14 protein-coding genes are annotated in these 19,708 nt (G+C 51.4%); 1 reads left to right on the forward strand and 13 read right to left on the reverse strand.

Translation table 11 applies throughout. The features are described from left to right. Positions 1–484: 484 nt before the first annotated feature. Together serA and rpiA are read right to left on the reverse strand one after the other, a co-directional pair. The gene (serA, locus tag UC15_RS13745; protein WP_112288973.1) at positions 485–1,723 is read right to left on the reverse strand and encodes a phosphoglycerate dehydrogenase; all 1,239 of its coding nucleotides are present in this window, start codon (positions 1,721–1,723) and stop codon (positions 485–487) included. Between the two features lie 338 nt (positions 1,724–2,061). Beyond that, positions 2,062–2,724, reverse strand: coding sequence for a ribose-5-phosphate isomerase RpiA (gene rpiA / locus UC15_RS13750; RefSeq protein WP_112288974.1), 663 nt, complete (start codon positions 2,722–2,724; stop codon positions 2,062–2,064). Between the two features lie 227 nt (positions 2,725–2,951). On the opposite strand from rpiA, the gene UC15_RS13755 reads away from it, so the two are divergent. Then, on the forward strand, positions 2,952–3,854 hold the full coding sequence (locus tag UC15_RS13755) for a LysR family transcriptional regulator ArgP (RefSeq protein ID WP_112288975.1): 903 nt from the start codon (positions 2,952–2,954) through the stop codon (positions 3,852–3,854). A 63-nt stretch (positions 3,855–3,917) separates the two neighbouring features. On the opposite strand, the gene UC15_RS13760 is transcribed toward UC15_RS13755, so the two are convergent. The 11 genes from UC15_RS13760 to epd all read right to left on the reverse strand — a co-directional run bounded on the left by UC15_RS13760 (position 3,918) and on the right by epd (position 19,369). Continuing rightward, entirely contained in the window at positions 3,918–6,701 is a 2,784-nt protein-coding gene (locus UC15_RS13760) for a M66 family metalloprotease (protein ID WP_112288976.1), read from the reverse strand. 247 nt (positions 6,702–6,948) lie between these two features. Further along, complete coding sequence (locus tag UC15_RS13765; protein ID WP_112288977.1) at positions 6,949–7,737, reverse strand: oxidative stress defense protein; 789 nt, start codon at positions 7,735–7,737, stop codon at positions 6,949–6,951. Positions 7,738–7,860: 123 nt separating this feature from the next. Continuing rightward, on the reverse strand, positions 7,861–8,478 hold the full coding sequence (argO, locus tag UC15_RS13770) for an arginine exporter ArgO (RefSeq protein ID WP_112288978.1): 618 nt from the start codon (positions 8,476–8,478) through the stop codon (positions 7,861–7,863). Between the two features lie 209 nt (positions 8,479–8,687). After that, entirely contained in the window at positions 8,688–9,575 is an 888-nt protein-coding gene (mscS, locus tag UC15_RS13775) for a small-conductance mechanosensitive channel MscS (RefSeq protein WP_112288979.1), read from the reverse strand. 135 nt (positions 9,576–9,710) lie between these two features. Next, positions 9,711–10,979, reverse strand: a complete 1,269-nt coding sequence (locus tag UC15_RS13780) for an MFS transporter (protein ID WP_112288980.1) — start codon at positions 10,977–10,979, stop codon at positions 9,711–9,713. 59 nt (positions 10,980–11,038) lie between these two features. Beyond that, positions 11,039–14,137, reverse strand: a complete 3,099-nt coding sequence (locus UC15_RS13785; protein WP_112288981.1) for a beta-galactosidase — start codon at positions 14,135–14,137, stop codon at positions 11,039–11,041. Between the two features lie 149 nt (positions 14,138–14,286). Next, positions 14,287–15,369, reverse strand: a complete 1,083-nt coding sequence (locus UC15_RS13790) for a LacI family DNA-binding transcriptional regulator (protein ID WP_112288982.1) — start codon at positions 15,367–15,369, stop codon at positions 14,287–14,289. Positions 15,370–15,393: 24 nt separating this feature from the next. Then, a complete protein-coding gene (locus UC15_RS13795) occupies positions 15,394–15,774 on the reverse strand; it encodes a lysozyme inhibitor LprI family protein (protein ID WP_112288983.1) in 381 nt (126 codons plus the stop codon). 133 nt (positions 15,775–15,907) lie between these two features. Next, positions 15,908–16,987 carry a class II fructose-bisphosphate aldolase gene (fbaA, locus tag UC15_RS13800; RefSeq protein ID WP_112288984.1) on the reverse strand — a complete coding sequence of 360 codons (1,080 nt, stop codon included), beginning with the start codon at positions 16,985–16,987 and terminating at the stop codon, positions 15,908–15,910. 129 nt (positions 16,988–17,116) lie between these two features. Then, a complete protein-coding gene (pgk, locus tag UC15_RS13805) occupies positions 17,117–18,280 on the reverse strand; it encodes a phosphoglycerate kinase (RefSeq protein WP_112288985.1) in 1,164 nt (387 codons plus the stop codon). A gap of 72 nt (positions 18,281–18,352) precedes the next feature. Beyond that, the gene (gene epd / locus UC15_RS13810) at positions 18,353–19,369 is read right to left on the reverse strand and encodes an erythrose-4-phosphate dehydrogenase (RefSeq protein ID WP_112288986.1); all 1,017 of its coding nucleotides are present in this window, start codon (positions 19,367–19,369) and stop codon (positions 18,353–18,355) included. Positions 19,370–19,708 lie beyond the last annotated feature (339 nt).

Here is a 19,708-nt window from a genome sequence, read left to right on the forward strand (position 1 = left end):
AAAAAACACGTGAAACATGCCAAGAAAGCTGCTCCGGTAGCTCAGAAAGCTCAGGCTGCTAAAAAACACGTAAAACATGCTAAGAAAGCTGCTCCGGCTGCAAAAGCAACGCCAGCAGCATAAGAAGTAACGAAGAAGTCTTCGTGAGTATTACTGCTCACTCTTATCAAGACTGTTAATTTAACACCCGGCTCGCCGGGTGTTTTTTTCTCCGGTTTTTATTCTGAGGTACTGACAGATGACACTGCGCCGCTACCAGTTTGAAATCACCCTGTCATCATTGATCCTTTGTGGTCTGGTAGCCCTCTCCTTTTACTTCTGAATGCTTTTTACTTCTGAGTGCTTTTTACTTCTGAATGATTAGTCATCCCGGTAAGATCCCCTCCCGACATTCTTCACTTTCCTGATATCCCTTCTTTATTTCTCTGAAACCAGAAAGCAAAAAACCGCCTTTCGGCGGCTTTAATATTTACGACTGATTTAATCAGTACAGCAAACGTGCGCGGATGGTGCCCGGAATGGCCTTCATCAGTTGCAGCGCGGTAGTCAGCGTATTGATATCCGTTTCTGCATCAATCACCACATAACCGATTTCAGGGCTGGTTTGCAGGTACTGCGCAGCAATGTTGATACCCTGTTCCGCAAAAATCTGGTTGATGCTGGTCAGCACACCCGGACGATTTTCGTGGATATGCAGCAGACGGCTGGCTTTCTCAGTATGTGCCGGCAGAGAGGCTTCCGGGAAGTTAACCGCTGACAGCGTTGAACCATTGTCAGAGTACTTCGCCAGTTTGCCTGCGACTTCCAGACCGATACCTTCCTGCGCTTCCATCGTCGAACCGCCGATGTGCGGCGTCAGCAATACGTTGTCGAATTCACACAGCGGAGAATTGAACGGGTCGCTGTTAGTCGCCGGTTCTTCCGGGAAGACGTCGATAGCCGCACCGGAAAGATGTTTGTTACGCAGCGCATTGCACAGCGCAGGAATGTCGATGACCGTACCACGTGAGGCGTTGATCAGCAGTGCGCCCGGCTTCATCTGCGCCAGCTGCACTTCAGAAATCATGTCTTTGGTTCCGGCTGTTTCCGGCACATGCAGCGTGACGACGTCGCTGGTATTGAGCAATTCTTCCAGTGTGGCAATTGGCTGCGCGTTGCCTAAAGGCAGTTTGCTTTCGATGTCATAATAGAAGACGCGCATCCCCAGGCTTTCCGCCAGAATCCCCAGCTGCGTACCAATGTGGCCGTAACCGATGATACCCAGACGTTTACCGCGCGCTTCAAACGAGCCGACAGCCAGTTTGTTCCAGATACCGCGGTGCGCCTTGGCGTTAGCTTCAGGAATGCCACGCATCATCAGCAGCATTTCGCCCAGCACCATTTCGGCAACCGAACGGGTATTGGAGAACGGTGCGTTGAAGACCGGAATACCGCGACGGGTCGCCGCTTTCAGATCAACCTGATTGGTCCCGATACAGAAACACCCAACAGCCACCAGTTTTTCGGCTGCCTGGAACACTTCTTCAGTCAGCTGAGTACGCGATCGGAGTCCAACAAAGTGCGCATCACGGATCGATTCTTTCAGCGACTCCGTATCTAAAGCACCTTTGTGAAATTCAATATTGGTGTAGCCCGCGGCGCGGAGTGTATCAACCGCACTTTGGTGGACGCCTTCCACTAACAAAAATTTAATCTTGTCTTTCTCAAGTGATACTTTTGCCATTTCCCGACCCTATATTTTTCTGGCTGAAATCGAACTGCTAGGTGACTGCTCACAGTCAACATAACAAAAAATCCGCCATCATCAATACAAACGATTGCCTGACAGGCAGCAGAAGGCTCACCTCGCCAGAGGGTTTTCAGCATTTCATGCTGGTTAGATTTTATGGAGCCAGACGTTCAGGAGGAGAATTTCAGGAATGTGACATAAGTCACCAAATTAAGGCTTTTGAAGAAAAGATGATTCAGCCAGAAAATTATCATCTTCATAACATTGTGTTATGACAGGAGTGTGTCTGGCTGCTTTTATCTGAGCAGCCAGATCTTCTGCTTATCGCTGGATTATTTCAGCTTAACAGTTTTAACGCCTTCAGAAGTCCCGACCAGCGCCACGTCAGCACCACGGTTAGCAAACAGGCCGACGGTCACGACACCGGCGATCCCGTTGATCTTATTTTCCAGCGCGATGGCATCCATAATGCTCAGGTTATGCACGTCGAGGATCACGTTGCCGTTGTCGGTCAGGACATTCTGACGGTACTCCGGCAGACCGCCGAGTTTCACCAGTTCACGCGCAACATAAGAGCGGGCCATCGGGATCACTTCTACCGGCAGCGGGAATTTACCCAGCACATCAACCTGCTTGGAAGCATCCACGATACAGATGAATTTTTTGGCAATCGCCGCAATGATTTTTTCGCGGGTCAGCGCTGCACCGCCGCCTTTGATCATCTGCATTGCGCCGTTGATTTCATCAGCGCCATCAACATACACATCCAGCGAGTCCACTTCGTTGCTGTCGAAAACGTGGATGCCTAAGCTTTTCAGTTTTGCGGTAGAGGCGTCGGAGCTGGAAACCGCGCCTTCAATCTGGCCTTTGATGGAACCCAGTGCGTCAATGAAATGTGCGGCGGTGGATCCGGTACCGACACCGACAATGGTGCCCGGCGTGACGTAATCCAGTGCGGCCCAGCCGACTGCTTTTTTCAATTCTTCCTGCGTCATAATGGCTTCTCTGTCTGATAACACGAAAGTGGCGTGAATGCTTCGATGTAACGAATAGTGCCGGTGATTATAAAGCATGTCCCGCCAATATGGATAAACATCACCGCAGCCAGATCACACTTATTAAGTGCAATTGTGCAGCAAACACAAAGATTTTCCTCACCACAAATCCTGACAATCTGTGGCATAGTGTTCGGATAAAATTAAATCTAAGGGACAGAACTCCGATGAAACGCCCGGACTATAGAACGCTGCAGGCACTGGACGCGGTGATCCGCGAGCGCGGTTTTGAGCGCGCCGCACAGAAGCTTTGCATCACTCAATCGGCGGTCTCTCAGCGCATTAAACAACTGGAAAATTTGTTCGGCCAGCCTTTGCTGGTGCGTACCGTGCCGCCTCGTCCGACCGAGCAGGGTCAGAAATTACTGGCATTACTGCATCAGGTGGAATTGCTGGAAGAAGAGTGGCTGGGCAGTGACAGCAATAATGAAAGCAATGATACGCCGCTGCTGCTTTCGCTGGCGGTGAACGCCGACAGTCTGGCGACCTGGCTGTTACCGGCGCTGAAATCGGTGCTGGTCGATTCACCTATCCGCCTAAATTTGCAGGTGGAAGATGAAACTCGCACGCAGGAACGTCTGCGTCGCGGTGAAGTAGTCGGTGCGGTGAGTATTCAGCCACAGCCGCTGCCGAGTTGTCTGGTGGATCAGCTGGGTGCGCTCGACTATCTGTTTGTCGGCTCCAGGCCCTTTGCGGATCGCTACTTCCCGAACGGCGTGACACGCTCTGCTTTGCTGAAAGCGCCTGCAGTGGCGTTTGACCATCTGGACGATATGCATCAGGCATTCCTGCAACAGAACTTCGATTTGTCACCGGGCAGCGTACCGTGCCACATCGTTAACTCGTCGGAAGCCTTTGTGCAGCTGGCCCGTCAGGGCACCACCTGCTGCATGATCCCGCATCTGCAAATTGAGAAAGAACTGGAAAGCGGCGAACTGATCGACCTGACACCCGGCCTGTTCCAGCGCCGTATGCTTTACTGGCACCGTTTTGCGCCGGAAAGCCGCATGATGCGTAAAGTCACTGACGCGCTGATCGCCCACGGTCATCAGGTGTTGCGTCAGGACTAAAATGTCCTGATAAGCAGAAAACAAAAAACCCGCCTGAGCGGGTTTTTCATTATGGGGACGATATTAATAACTGCCTAAATATTCCCAATCGTCGTTTGACGTACGATTAGTCGGGAAGTACCAATAAGTTGGCGTTTTCAGCATGAAGTAATCCTGCGTTCCCTTATTAGCATTTTTATATAAATCGCCGACCGTATTATTGGTGGCATTACTGTGCCATGGCTTGAATTCGGTTTTGCCATACCATGACAATAGCTGTTGTTCCATACCCTCCTGTGAGAGTTGTTTCATTGTCTCGAGCGTTTTTTCATCACCAATATAATACCAGTCTGCATTGGATTTTTTATTGGTTGGGAAATAATGCCCTGACTTCTTGTTTCGTTGAAGGAAGTACTCCTTATCTTTGTTATAAGGATTTTGATAGACAAATATCTCTCTGTCCTGCGCAGTGGCATGTCTCTGAGACCAGCTAAAAATGGTCTCGCGGGAGAAGTATTTTTTCAGCAAATCTTCTGTGAGATGATTTTTATTGCTATGAGCAAACAATGGCGAAACGTCATTATGAACATATTGTGTCGCTGAACCTACATATCCCCAAACCCTGGTAGACTGCTGGCTGGTTGGGAAATACCAGTAGTTCTTTTGCTTGAGAATGAAATAGTCGCGGGTTTTCGTGTAGGGGTTTTCATAGGCATACAGATCACCCGGCTTACCATTGTCTTTATCTTTTGAACTCCAGCCTTTAATTTCACTTTTACCATAAGAAGCGCGAATATCTTTTTCGAAAGCTTCAACAGTGGCATAACTGTGAGGTTTCAGTTGAGCGTTTTGCTCAAACAATACCGTCTGTTCAAGCACCTGAGTGAAACCCTCTGATTTCCCGATGACGACAGCGGGCGCAGGTTCGACGGTGGCGGGTTCAATAGTACGCTGATCGAGTAATTCAACGCCCATACTGTCATAGCTTTGACCGGCGAGTTGTGCGGCGAAAAGATCGTTCAACGCCTTCTCATTGGTCAGATATTCCCAATCGTTATTACTTTGTGTACCCGCAGGGTAATACCAATAACCCGGATGTTTAAGCTTGAAATAGCGGCCATCGCTGTCGCGGTAAACATCTCCCGCAACACCATTTTTGTCGGCACTCCAGTTCTTAATTCTTTCCACGCCGAAGTAGTCATTTCTCCAGGTATCGTAAGCCGCACTCATATCTTCCTGCGGACAATTCACGGAGACGGATTGTGGGTTGCTCGCGGTTTCAACATTGAAATGGAATTTATTCATGCGCGCGGAATTATGTCTTGAACCTGCCAGCGGATAACGTTGTTTATGATTGTCGGCAAAGGTCACTTCCGCCCAGCATTGCCCCCCGTTCACCACCTGTGGCTCATAGACATAGCCATAACTGCTGGTCATCGGAGGATAAATATAACCTTTCACGTCTTTCGCGGGATCATAAAAACCGACCAGCGTAGTGACGGGAACGCCAAATTTCACCGGCTTGCTGCGGGCAGGATCATTACGTTCAACCATTTCATGCTTATCTTCATCCCAGATCAGATATCCAGAAGCAGCAGCCGCAGATATCACACCGGTCTTTTCCATTCCGGCCTGAATACGTTTTTGAGAATAGCCGGTATACAACGTATAGGCGGAATAAGGCGAACTGGGTACCCCACCAGCCATCGCATCGGTGTTGAAGCGATAGACACCCGCAAATGGTAGCGTGGTAACCCCTTCAGAAACCACATTCCCGTTTTTATCCCAGAAAAAGTTCGCGATAAAACGGTTATTAAAGCTGTCCCAACCCCAGCCGGAATTTTGGTTATGTGTCGACCACATACCGCCACCAGGATAATGGCCTAATCCGTATGCATGTCCAAGTTCATGGCTGAATTCATTACCCGTGGTCTGGGTCAATGTTGCCATCCCGTTCCCGCCGCTCAGGCCATGCTCAACGACACCGTTTTGGTAAAAGCCACAAGCCTCATGCACAGCATAAATATTAAACCACGCCGGCTGCCATTGCGTTGAACCTGCGGAATCATTAATGCCAAAGTTGGCATTATCAATACCCATTGAAATCAGGTTCTTAGCGATATCCTCACGCATATCACCACTGTACACATCCCCGTTGGTATCGCTTTGATAGTCGTAAACCTTGCCATCTGACAGCACAACTTTGGTCAGGTGCAGCGGGGAGTAATTCCCGACAATCAGTCGCGAGACCGGTATTTTCTGGAAATAATCCGCCGCTAAGGTGGAATTGCCCTCAAGTTCATTGGTTTTCGCCGGTTCAGTCAGCATTCCGAGCCGGATATTCTGGATCATGACCTCATTTTCAGCGCCCACATCAATATCAGTGAGCTGACCATTAAGGCCATTTTCATCAGAAATTGAAATAAACATACCGGGTTTAACCAAATCCCAGGGAAGTGTCACGCTATAAGCACTGTCGGAATACACTACGTCAGGATGCGTGCTGTCAGCCGTGTCCTCTTTATCGCTGGCAGGCAATGCGGAAGGCGGGGAAAGGGTAAACGGACCATAGCTGATGCCTTCTTTGTCCGTGATATGTAGGGTGTACTTCGTCCCTTTGCTGTCCGAGTGCGGAATAAACATAAACAGCGTATCACGCAGACTCACCAGGCGAGGCATTTCCTGCACACTATTATTAGCAGGATCAATAGTATGAGTTTGAGCAAATTTAACCTGTCCTTTTAGGGAACCTGACAGGCTGTTAACGGAATCATTTTGCTGATGAAAAACCAGAGGTGCGACGCTGGCATTGGCAGAGAAACTGCCAATGCTTATGACGATTGCCAGAAGTGTTTTATTAAAGTTCATATTAGTCCATTGTTTTATAAAAATAGCTGAGGTGTAATATCATTATTAACCCCTCCATCATTTTCCCTATAGATGCAATATTTTCATACTGAATAAAACATTAAGAATAATTAATATTATGGTGATCTCTATTTCCCTTGCCCACTTTAAAAATCAATGAATAAAAAAATAATAAGGATGAAAATTAATTTTGAATGAATAATAAAAAACCCGCCGTAGCGGGTTTTTCATTTTCACGGCGTCAGGTTTACTGAGCCGGTGCCGGTGCTGGTGCTGGTGCTGGTGCTGGTGCTGGTGCTGGTGCTGATGCTGGTGCCTGCGGCTGCAATTCGAACACCACATCGACCTGATCGTCGAAGTGAATACTCTGCTGCTCATAGGTCTGCGCGACATCGCTCTGCCCTGCGGCTTCGGCGGTTTTATACATACGCGCCACCGGCATTGGCTGGTAGTTAGCCACGTGATAACGAATGCTGTAAACCGGCCCCAGTTTGGTATTGAAGCCTTCAGCCAGTGATTTCGCCTGCTGAGTAGCGTTTTCGATGGCTTTCTGACGCGCTTCATCACGGAATTTATCCGGATTAGCCACGCCCAGTTCAACCGCACGCACTTCATTCAGACCTGATTTCAGTGCGCCATCCAGCAGTTCGTTCAGTTTATCCAGCTGACGTAAAGTCACCTGCACCTGACGCACAGCACGGTAGCCTTTCAGCTGTGAGGTGCCGTCTTTCAGGTAATTGTATTCCGGCTGAGTACGCAGGTTGGCCGCATTGATATCTTTTTTCTCAATGCCGTTTTTTTGCAGGAACGCATAATAGGCCGCTACGCGTTCATCAGCCTGTTTCTTGGCGCTGGCTGAATCATTCGCCGACACGCTGACTTCAATCGCCAGCGTCGCGATATCCGGCGTCGCATCAACACTCGCCGTGCCTGACGTCACCACGTGCGGTCCGGCAGGTAATTCCGCCGCCTGCAACGCCAAAGGTAATGTCCCTAATCCCAACATCGCTGCTACAGCTAATGCTTTCAGTTTCACAGTGCCTCCATTAATCATCAAAGATCTGGCAATAGATAGGTCAAAACAATCTGCGAAACCGTAGCATAATCCGTTACAACTGAAACTAAGATTAGTGACAAAAGCTGATTTAAGGCTAAAAACTTAAAGCACACCGGTCTGGCGAGCCAGTTGTACGGCAATGCCCCACATGATCACGCCAACGATAAAATTGATAACCCGCTGCACTTTGCCGGTATTCAGCCACGGCGCCAGCATCGCGGCGAGGATAGCCAGCCCGAAGAACCACATCACCGATGCACTGACCGCACCGAGCGCAAACCACGAACGCTCATCGGGGCTCAGGCTGCCACCCAGACTGCCGAGTACCACGAAAGTATCGAGATATACGTGCGGATTCAGCCAGGTGACCGCCAGCATGCTGACGACAATTTTCCAGCGGCTTTGCTTCGCCACTTCGGCCTGCGCCAGTTCAGGATTTTTGCTGAATGCGGTACGAAATGCGCCCCAGCCATACCACAGTAAAAACGCCACACCGCCCCAGCTCACCAGTAACAGTAATGTCGGAGATTGACTCAGCAGTGCGCTGCCGCCAAAGATGCCGCCGCAGATCAGCGCGATATCGCTCAGCGCGCACAATCCGGCAATCATCAGGTGATACTGACGGCGGATGCCCTGATTCATTACAAACGCATTCTGCGGGCCAATCGGTAAAATCATTGCGGCGCTCATCGCCAGTCCTTGCAGGAAAATAGCCAGCACGGAGAACTCCTTCGAGAGTTGATAACAGAGGGTTGATGACAAAGTGTTAATAACAAAGATTACGCGCAGTGTAAGGGCTTTGCTGGCATAAGAGGAAATGGATATTTCTAATCGCTCATTAGGCTGGCTTATCAGCGACGAGCTGAAACGTCAGGCATGAAAAAGGCGCCCGCAGGCGCCTGAGAAAATCGGAATCTGGCAGGAATGTGTTATTCGAACGAGCGACGTTCTTCCTGCTGGTTGCCTGCCGCATTCGCGACCTGATAAAGGTGAACATCCATCTGCGGATAGGCAATGTTGATGTTGTTTTTATCCAGTGCGCGTTTGAACGACTCAAGCAAATCCCATTTCACGTTCTGCGCATCACCGTTGCTGGTCCATGCGTACACGATGAAATTCAGGGTTGAGGCTGCCATTTCGTTCAGACGAACCACAACGTCTTTATCTTTCAAAACACGCGGATCGGCACTGACGATCTCGGTGAGGAGTTGCTTCACCAGATCGATGTCAGAGTCATAACCCACGCCAATGGTCAGGTCGATACGGCTTGTCGGTTCACGGGAGTTGTTGATGATGTTACCGGCAATGATTTTACCGTTCGGCACCACAATGATTTTGTTGTCCGGTGTGCGCAGGGTGGTGGAGAAAATTTGTACCTGAGTGACAGTACCCGCCACACCACCAAGGTCAACATATTCACCGGCACGGAACGGACGGAAGATCACCAGCAAAACGCCGGCTGCAAAGTTAGACAGTGAACCCTGCAATGCCAGACCGACGGCCAGACCGGCGGCACCGATAACCGCAATCACGGATGTGGTTTGCACGCCGATCCGTCCCAGAACCGCAATCAGCGTGAACGCAATAATGGCGTAACGCACCATGGCGGAAAGGAAGTCGGAAACCGTAATATCAATGCCACGAACCTTTAAAACCCGGCTGACGGCACCGGAAACGATGCGGGCGATAATCATACCGACAATCAGAATGAAAATAGCGGCCACAATATTCACAGCGTAATGAAGCAGTAAGGCCTGGTTTCTCACCAACCAGTTGCCAGCATTATTAATGCTGCCTACAACGTTCAAATCATCCATTTAAAGTACCCCAAAATTACACCCTGACGGGCTGCAAGAAACCAAAGCCGCCCGACGATACGGGCAGCAAGTGTGCTTTAAGGTTAACTAACAATGCGATGAAGTGCCAATCCTGTAGGAAAGACTTCAGATAAATTAAGAATTTGCGTGACTGTTTTTCAGCGACTCGGGCGTTTTGAAGGCCTGCAATGGCCCGCGACCACTCAGCGTAAAGGCTGAGATTATCGTGAAGGTCAGTGCGACCAAGCCCAGGATCAGATACGTTCCGTGGAAACCGATACGGTCATACATATTGCCCGCGAACACCGACATAAAGATGATTGCCACCTGTTTGAAGAAGCAGAACGTCACCAGATAAATCGTCGCGGAGAAGCGCACCTCAAATACGGACGTAATGTATTTAAAACAACCGACAATCAGGAACGGCACCTCGAACATATGCAGAGTTTTCAGTACCACCACTTCCAGCGGTGATGACGCGAAAGACGAGCCGATGATGCGTACAGACATAATTGTCCCGGCCAGCAGCAGCGCATTCTTGCCACCAATGCGGTTCACAATCAGCGGCGCGAAGAACATGATACAGGCGTTAAGCAGTTCGCCCATGGTGGTCACATAGCCAAAGACGCGCGTCCCTTCAGAAGATGATGTGAAGAACGAGGTAAAGAAGTTGGCAAACTGCTGGTCAAACACGTCGTACGTGCAGGAAACGCCGATGACGTACAACGCCAGGAACCACAGTTTTTTATCTTTCAGCAGTTCGACGGCCAGTTTGAGATTGAACGGTTTGCTGTTCGCGCCCAGTTCGTTAGCCACGCGGGCGCTGGAGGTAACTTCTGGTTTGGCTATCAGCAACAGAATCGCGAGGATCACCGCACAGCCGGAGCCAAGCCAGAACACGAACTCATTGTTGATGGTGAACATGATACCGACTACCGATGCACACAGCGCCCAGCCTACACAGCCAAACATGCGGGCACGACCAAATTCAAAGCTGCTGCGGCGGCTGACTTTCTCAATATAGGCTTCAATGGCAGGCGCACCGGCGTTATAAATCAGGCCAAGGTAAATTCCGCCAACGACCGAACCGAGATAAATATTAATTTTCAGTAACGGGCCAAACACGTAGATAAAGAAGGGTGCGAACAGGATCAACATGCCGGTGATGATCCACAGCAGATGCTTTTTCAGCCCCAGTTTATCGGCGAGTAAACCGAACACCGGCTGGAATAACAGCGAGAACAGCGAAATGCTGGCGAAGATAATGCCGGTGTCGCTTTTGCTGATCTGGTTAATATCATGCAGCCAGATCGGGAAAAACGGGAAGTATGCACCCATGATGAAAAAGTAAAAGAAGAAGAACAGCCCGAACATCCAAAAGTTAGTATTTTTAAGGTAATACATAAGCAGTTTCCTTACGTCTAAATATCGCGCCGCCGGGGATTAAACGGCGGCGCAGGCTGTCAGGCACGTTTCATAGTGAACGAATAATGATACTGACCGGCTGTCAGCAGGAAATCCGGGCTGACGCTCGGGCTCCACGAATCATCGCCGCCGACGCCCATATGGAAGCCGTCGATGTTCAGCCAGGTGCCCTCTTCTTCACGCAGTAAATGACGATGACTGGTCTCCATCAGCTGTTGCAGGCTGTAGCGGCTAAGACCAAAGTGGAAATTACCGCGCAGTTTCCATCCGGCATATTCCAGCTCACGGGTATCCCCGCGCAGGCCGTTTTCGGTCGGAAAAACGTAAGGGGTATAGAGTTCACTAAGTGGCAAAGTCCATCGCCCATGTTGTGCGGCCAGACGGCGATCCGGGTAGTTTTCGTGTGGCCCCAGCCCCAGCCAGCTGACGTTTTCTGCTGTTTCTGCCAGCTGACAGGTCAGGCCAATGCGCCCCGGCGACGGTACGTTTGCTGCCACGCGAACATCGGCACTGATATGTAGCTCGCCCTGATTATCGATGTGGAAAATTTTGCGGCTCAGCAGGCGCATTTCCTCGCCCGCCATAAACGCGTGCGTGGTAATAATCACCACGCCGTCCTGCAACTGATCGGTGGAGATAGTCAGCAGACGCGATTCCAGCTGATACATGCCGGCGGCTTTCCAGCGCTCCACCCAGGCATTCGGATCGATACGCGTGACTTCGCTGACGCCGATATCGTTATCTACCGGCGCACGGACAAACTGGTCGCGCAGTGCGCTAAGCAGGCGCGGCGTTTTGCCATCAAACCACTGTTCCAGCTGGCCGGTTTGCTGACTGAACTGCCAGCGTTGCGCGCCGTGTACTACGGAAATCAGGTCGCCCTGCTGATCCAGAACCGGCGCAGCGGCGGAGATTTTCTCCGGCACCGGCAAGGTCAGCGGCTGCGGCAGTTGCCATTGATCCCATGCGCTGCGATGCCCCGCTTCTGACCACGCAGTTGCCTGCGGCTGGTGTACTGCGACGTTCAGCCACAAATCGCCTTCTGCCTGCGGGATATCGCCCAGCTCTAACGTTTGTTTACCGCATGGCGCGATATTCAGTACCGTTTCGCCCTGCGAGATGACTTCGCCGTCACGTTCAATGCGCCAGACTAACTGTTCGTTATCGCTGTGACGGAACAGGTATTCACTGTGAATTTCCAGCGTCAGCGGCGAGGTGCCGGTCAGGGAGAACTGGAAGAATTGCTGAGCGCGTTGCGCTTCGAACAAGGACGGATGCGGCGTGCGGTCGGCAAATACCAGACCATTCATGCAGAACTGACGATCGTTTGGCGTATCGCCAAAATCGCCGCCGTAAGCCATATAACGTTCGCCGTCTTCGCCGGTACGCAGCAGACTCTGATCGACCCAGTCCCAGACAAAACCGCCCTGCAAGCGCGGGAACTGACGGAAGGCTTTCCAGTATTTATCGAAACCGCCGAAGCTGTTACCCATCGCATGAGCGTATTCGCAGAGGATCAGCGGACGTGTTTCATCCGGCATGCTGATCCACTTTTTAATCGACCATTTTGGTACCGCCGGGAACGGCTGATCTTGCTCAACGCGGGAATACATCGGGCAGATAATGTCAGTTGCAGCACTGTTAGCGCCGCCGCCTTCGTACTGCACAGGACGGGTCGGATCGACAGATTTGATCCAGCGGTACAGCGCGTCGTGGTTTGCGCCATGCCCGGATTCGTTACCCAGTGACCAGATGATAATGCACGGATGATTGCGGTCGCGCTGAACCATACGTGTAACGCGTTCGCTGAAAGCGTTGAACCATACAGGATCGTCCGACAAACGGTTCATCGGTTGCATGCCGTGGGTTTCGATATTGGCTTCATCGACCACATACAGACCGTATTCGTCACACAGCTTGTACCACAGCGGATGGTTCGGATAATGCGAGCAGCGCACGGCGTTAAAGTTGTGCTGTTTCATCAGCACAATGTCACGGCGCATGGTGGCTTCATCCATTACCTGACCGTTTTCAGGATGATGTTCGTGGCGGTTGGTGCCGCGGATCAATACCGGCTGACCATTCACTTTCAGCAGCCCGTTGCTGATTTCCACCTGACGGAAACCGACGTCACAGGCTTCGGCTTCTATAAGCTGACCTTGCGGAGAAATAAGGGAAATCACAGCACGATACAGCGCCGGTTGTTCTGCGCTCCATAAAACCGGCTGGCTGACAGGCAGGCGCAGCGTAGTGCGGTCATATGCCGCCCCGCGCTCATCGATAATTTCGCTGCCTAGCGGTTGCTGATGTTCTGCGACCGGTTTATCGCCCTGCCATAACTGGACACGCACCTGATAATCAGCCGCGTTTTCCTGCGGCACGGCGGCACTGACCTGCACTTCCAGCTCGGCCTGCGTGAAGCCATGGAACAGATGCGTGCGCACCTGGTAATCCGTAATCTGCTCCACCGGTTTATGCAGCAACGTGACATCACGGAAGATGCCGCTCATGCGCCACATATCCTGATCTTCCAGATAGCTGCCATCGCTCCAGCGAAGCACCATCACCGCCAGACGGTTTTCACCCGAGTGCAGCACATGACTGAGATCGAATTCCGCCGGTAAACGGCTGTCCTGCGAATAGCCGATCCACTGGCCGTTGCACCACAAATAGAACGCGGAATTGACGCCGTTAAACACGATGCGCGTCTGTCCGCTGTTCAGCCAGTCTTTATCCACAGAAACTGTGAGCGAGTAACAACCGGTGGGGTTTTCTTCAGGCACAAACGGCGGATTGACCGGGATCGGATACTGTACGTTGGTATAAATCGGTGCGTCATAACCTGCCAGTTGCCAGTTGGAGGGCACCTGTACGGGATCCGCATCCGCCAGATCCTGCTGTAACCATTGCTCCGGCACCGCTTCCGGACGGGTGAAATAGCTGAATACCCATTCGCCGCTCAGGCTGCGGATCCTTTCTGAAGGCTGATTTCCCCTGGCTTCTTGTGCATCACGCCAGCTGTTGAAAGGCGGGTGAGCGGGTAATCTGTTGCACTGCGTCGAGGCAGGTTTTTCCCAGTCACGGCGGGCCAGAACGGTGGCCAGTGATGATAATTTATCTTCCGCTGATGAAGTCATAATTTCTCCCCGGTAAATTGTTATGCGCTCACAATAATACAAACATGCTTAACCGGAGAGAGTAAGTAAAGCGCAGGGATGCGGGAAAGGGACGCGGATCACAAAATCCGCGACATGGACAATTAAATGAGGAACGGACTAAGAGAAGATCAGAGCGCGCTGAGCTGACGGGCGATGCGGATCAGTTCCTGCGACAACGCTTCCTGTGACACATTTTCTGCGCCAGGTCGGGCGGTGGTGTGGCGCTCAACCAGGGACGTGGGCAGCAACAGTGAGTCGCTGTGGTGATCGCTGTGATTATGCAGATGATCCACCAGCCGGTTGACGCTCTCGTGGCCGAGCAGACGGAAATCCTGTTTGATGGTGGTCAGCGGCGGGAAGAAAAAGGCGCTGTCTTCGGTATCGTCATAGCCAATTACCGAGATTTGTTCCGGCACCCGCAGGCCAAACTCGTGCACTGCGCGCAAGACGCCGAGCGCCATCTGGTCATTGGCGACCAGAATCGCCGTCGGGCGCACCGGCTGATTGAGCAGTAATAACGCCTGCTGATAACCCGACGCTGCGCTCCAGTCGCCGTGCTGAACCACACAGGGCCTAATATCGTGCGTCGCCAGCGTATTCAGCCAGCCTTCATAACGCAGGCGCGCTGAGATGGATTCAAGCGGGCCGGTCAGCACCGCGATCTGCTGATGACCTAGCGCCAGCAAATGCTCTACGCCCTGCTTCGCCCCGCAGTGCGGATCGAACAGAATTTTGAAGACGTCAGCTTCTGGATCCACATCCAGAAACAGCGCCGGTAAATTGCCACAAAGCTGTGCGATTGCAGCCGCATCGTCATTCGACAGCGGCACGTTAATCAGCACGCCGTCCACCCGCTGCGACATCAGTTCGTTCACCGCCGTGCGACAGGCGGCCAGACTCAGGTTATCAATCATCGAAATCACGACGTTGAAACCTAACTGGTTTGCGCGGGTTTTCATCGCCGACGCGATTTGTGATGGGGCATGCAGCGCCAGTTCGGTGGTCGCCAGTCCGAGGGTGAAGCTTTGTTTACCCGCCAGTTGCTGGGCAACGCGGTTCGGAACGTAATTGAGCGCAGCCATCGCCTGTTCGACTTTGTTGCGCGTTCTTACCGACACATGCGCTGCCTGATTCAGTACGCGCGAAACGGTCTGATAGGACACACCCGCGTGGCGCGCGACATCATCAAGGGTGACAGATTTTGGCTTCATGGCTTTCTACCTTCAGACTTCATGTTAAGGACAGCTTAAATCGCCTTCTTCGCAGTGCAGAATGTCATTAATTTCTTTGGTGCGCTGCTCGGTTTTCTGTTGCAGACAGCCGGAATAGATCATCGGCTGAACAGAACCCCCGTCAACGCCGGAAGACATAAACGCGCAGTCGTTGTCACGAAATGCAATCCAGCTGCGCTGGGCTGCTTTGAATTTGGTTTGCTGCTCCGGTGAAAGCTGCGCCATTTTTTGTTTGTAGGCCTGATTTAACAACGCATCACTGCGTTTGAAATCCTGTCCGGCACAGATGTTCATATCCATCTGCGTCGTGGCATTTTTACAGTCGGTTTCAGCAGCATGAACAAAAGAAGTCAGGGCAAATAACGCGAACAACGCTATGCGCATAATTTTCTCCGCCAGGGGCGTTTCCGTTAACAGGACTGACATTGTGAAGATAAAACGGGCAATAAAAAAGGGGCCGAAGCCCCTTTGACGATTATCCTCACATTCCGGTGGTCAAGCACCGGAAGCGTAAGAATTACAGTACGTCGATTGCGTTCAGTTCTTTGAATGCCAGTTCCAGGCGAGTCACCATGGAAGACTGTGCAGCACGCAGCCATACGCGCGGGTCATAGAATTTCTTGTTAGGTTTGTCCGCGCCTTCCGGGTTACCCAACTGACCTTGCAGGTAAGCTTCGTTTTTCTTGTAGAACTGCAGGATACCGTCCCAGTTAGCCCACTGGGTGTCGGTATCGATGTTCATTTTGATAACACCGTAGCCTACAGACTCTTTGATTTCTGCTGCAGTAGAACCGGAACCGCCGTGGAAGACGAAGTTCAGGCTGTTGTGTGGCAGGTTGTGTTTCTTGCACACGTATTCCTGAGAATCACGCAGGATCGTTGGAGTCAGTTTAACGTTACCTGGTTTGTAAACACCGTGTACGTTACCGAATGACGCAGCGATAGTGAAACGCGGGCTGATAGCGTTCAGTTTTTCGTATGCGTAATCAACGTCTTGCGGCTGAGTGTACAGTGCAGATGCGTCCATATGGCTGTTGTCCACGCCATCTTCTTCACCGCCGGTGCAACCCAGTTCGATTTCCAGAGTCATGTCGATTTTTGCCATGCGAGCTAAGTACTTGCTGCAAATTTCGATGTTTTCTTCCAGGGATTCTTCAGACAGGTCGATCATGTGTGAAGAGAACAGTGGCTTACCGGTTTTCGCGAAGTGAGCTTCACCTGCGTCCAGCAGACCGTCGATCCATGGCAGCAGTTTTTTCGCGCAGTGGTCGGTGTGCAGGATGACTGGCACGCCGTAATGTTCTGCCATCTGATGTACGTGGTGTGCGCCAGAGATTGCACCCAGAATTGCCGCGCCTTGTGGCACGTCAGTTTTCAGGCCTTTACCTGCGATGAACGCAGCGCCACCGTTAGAGAACTGAACGATAACCGGTGAACGGACTTTCGCAGCAGCTTCGAGAACGGCGTTGATAGAGTCGGTGCCTACGCAGTTAACCGCTGGCAGAGCAAATTTGTTTTCTTTAGCAATAGCGAAAACTTTCTGTACATCATCACCAGTGATAACGCCTGGTTTTACGAAATCAAAAATTTTAGACATAGTTCTTTGTCCTGTATTCGTCGGCCGTAGATGGATTGAATCGGTTTGCTATGTCGCGCGAGTTCCACTGTGCAGCCCCTCGCGCGGCAAAGAAGAACAGGAAGCCGTAAGCTTCCCGCTCAGGGTTCATTACTTCTTAGCACGCTCTTCCAGCATCACAACCGCTGGCAGTGCTTTCCCTTCAACGAATTCCAGGAATGCGCCACCGCCAGTGGAGATATAGGAAATTTTGTCAGCGATACCGAACAGGTCGATAGCCGCCAGAGTGTCGCCGCCGCCTGCGATAGAGAATGCTTCGCTGTCAGCAATGGCCTGCGCCACAATCTCGGTCCCTTTACGGAAGTTAGGGAACTCGAACACGCCTACAGGACCATTCCACAGAATGGTTTTAGCGTTTTTAATGATCTCAGCCAAGCGGTTTGCTGACTCGTCGCCCATGTCGAGAATTTGTTCGTCATCTTTGATGTCTTTAACAGACTTCACAGTTGCAACAGCTGTTTCAGAGAACTCAGTCGCCACGCGAACATCGGTAGGAACAGGAATGTCGCAGGTTTCCAGCAATTTGCTTGCGGTGCCGACCAAGTCTGCTTCGTACAGGGATTTACCAACGTTGTTGCCTTGAGCAGCCACGAAGGTGTTCGCGATACCACCGCCAACGATCAGCTGGTCAGCGATTTTGGACAGGGAATCCAGAACGGTCAGTTTGGTAGAAACTTTAGAACCGCCAACGATAGCCACCATCGGACGAGCCGGGTTACCCAGCGCTTTACCCAGTGCTTCCAGTTCTGCAGACAGCAGCGGACCGGCACACGCGATAGGCGCAAATTTGCCCACACCGTGAGTAGAAGCTTGCGCACGGTGCGCAGTACCGAATGCGTCCATCACATAGATGTCACACAGGGCAGCATATTTCTTGGACAGTGCTTCGTCGTCTTTCTTTTCGCCTTTGTTAAAGCGAACGTTTTCCAGAACAACCAGCTCGCCTTCTGCAACTTCAACGCCATCAAGGTAATCTTTGGCCAGACGCACTGGAGATTTCAGATGTTCTTTCAGGTAGTTAACAACCGGCAGCAGAGAAAACTCTTCGTTATATTCGCCTTCAGTCGGACGACCCAGATGCGAGGTAACCATCACGCGTGCGCCTTGTTTCAGGGCAATTTCGATGGTTGGTAAAGAAGCGCGGATACGTGCATCTGACGTTACTTTGCCATCTTTAACTGGCACGTTCAGATCGGCACGGATCAGTACGCGTTTACCCGCTAAATCCAGATCGCTCATCTTAATAACAGACATGGTGAATCCTCTCGTTGATTCTCTTTAAAGTTGCTTGAAGGCAATTTCGGCCAGAAGGCCGGAACAGCCGTACTAGAAACCGCTAGCGGACATTGCCAATGTTGTATCCAACATTCGGTTGGCAAAACCCCACTCGTTATCGCACCAGACAAGTGTCTTAATCAGGTGCTGTCCACTTACCCGCGTCTGCGTTCCATCTACGATGGCGCTGTGGGGATCGTGGTTAAAATCTGTCGAGACTAATGGTAGTTCGGTATAGTCAACTATACCACGAAAAGCACCTGTTGCGGCCTTTTGCAGCAGCTGGTTCACCTCGTCTACCGTCACAGAACCCTCGACAAATACGCTCAGATCAATGGCTGTGACATTGATTGTCGGCACGCGCACCGAGATCGCCTCAAAGCGATCGCAGAATTTAGGCATGATGCGCGTGATCCCTGCGGCCAGTTTGGTATCAACAGGAATGATGGACTGGCTGGCAGCGCGCGTACGGCGTAAATCCGCGTGGTACGCGTCGATGACCGGCTGGTCATTCATCGAAGAATGGATGGTCGTTACCGTGCCCGACTCAATGCCGAAAGCATCGTCGAGCAGCTTGATCACAGGGATAATACAGTTGGTGGTGCAGGACGCATTGGACACAATGCGGTGCTGACGTTCGAGCAAATCGTGGTTCACACCATAAACCACTGTGGCGTCAAGATCATGACCGCCGGGATGCGCGAACAGAATTTTTTTGGCGCCGGCCGCAAGCTGGGCTTCACCGTCTTCGCGACTGCCGTAAACGCCGGTGCAATCGAGCACCACGTCAATACTCAGTTCGCCCCAGGGCAACTGGCTGGCATCAGGCTGGTGAAGTAAACGGATGGAGTCATCGCCGACGTAAAGGTTTTCACCTTCCTGGCGGACATCCCAGGCGAAGCGCCCGTGGCTGGAGTCGTATTTGAGCAGATGCGCCATGCCTTCAGGGCTGGCGATTTCATTGATGGCAATGACGGAGATTTCCGCCCGACGCCCGGATTCGTATAACGCGCGCAATACGCTACGGCCAATGCGACCAAAGCCATTAATTGCAATACGTATTGGCATACATCTCCCTGTTACACGGTTGTTACTCAATTTCAGTAACACCTATAGTAATGCAGCGTGCGTTTACGGTGAATCACCATCGTCATCTGTCAGCACGATGCGTGCAGCAGAAAAATTTCAGTTTCCGGCACGATAACAACCTGGTGACGATGTTAAGCTCAAATAGCCCGACTGAAACGGTTCAGCTGAGAATAAACCAAACCATGAATAAAAGGAATAATTCGTCAGCCGCAGAGGCATTAATCGCGCCGAACGCTTAAAAAAACATCAGCCAATTCCGTGTATTCACAGTGATTTTACTTTTTCATCACCTTTTCGACAGTGATTATTCTCAAAAAC

Origin of the sequence: Rahnella sp. AN3-3W3, from assembly GCF_003263545.1 — a bacterium.
Taxonomy (GTDB): Bacteria; Pseudomonadota; Gammaproteobacteria; order Enterobacterales; family Enterobacteriaceae; genus Rahnella; species Rahnella variigena.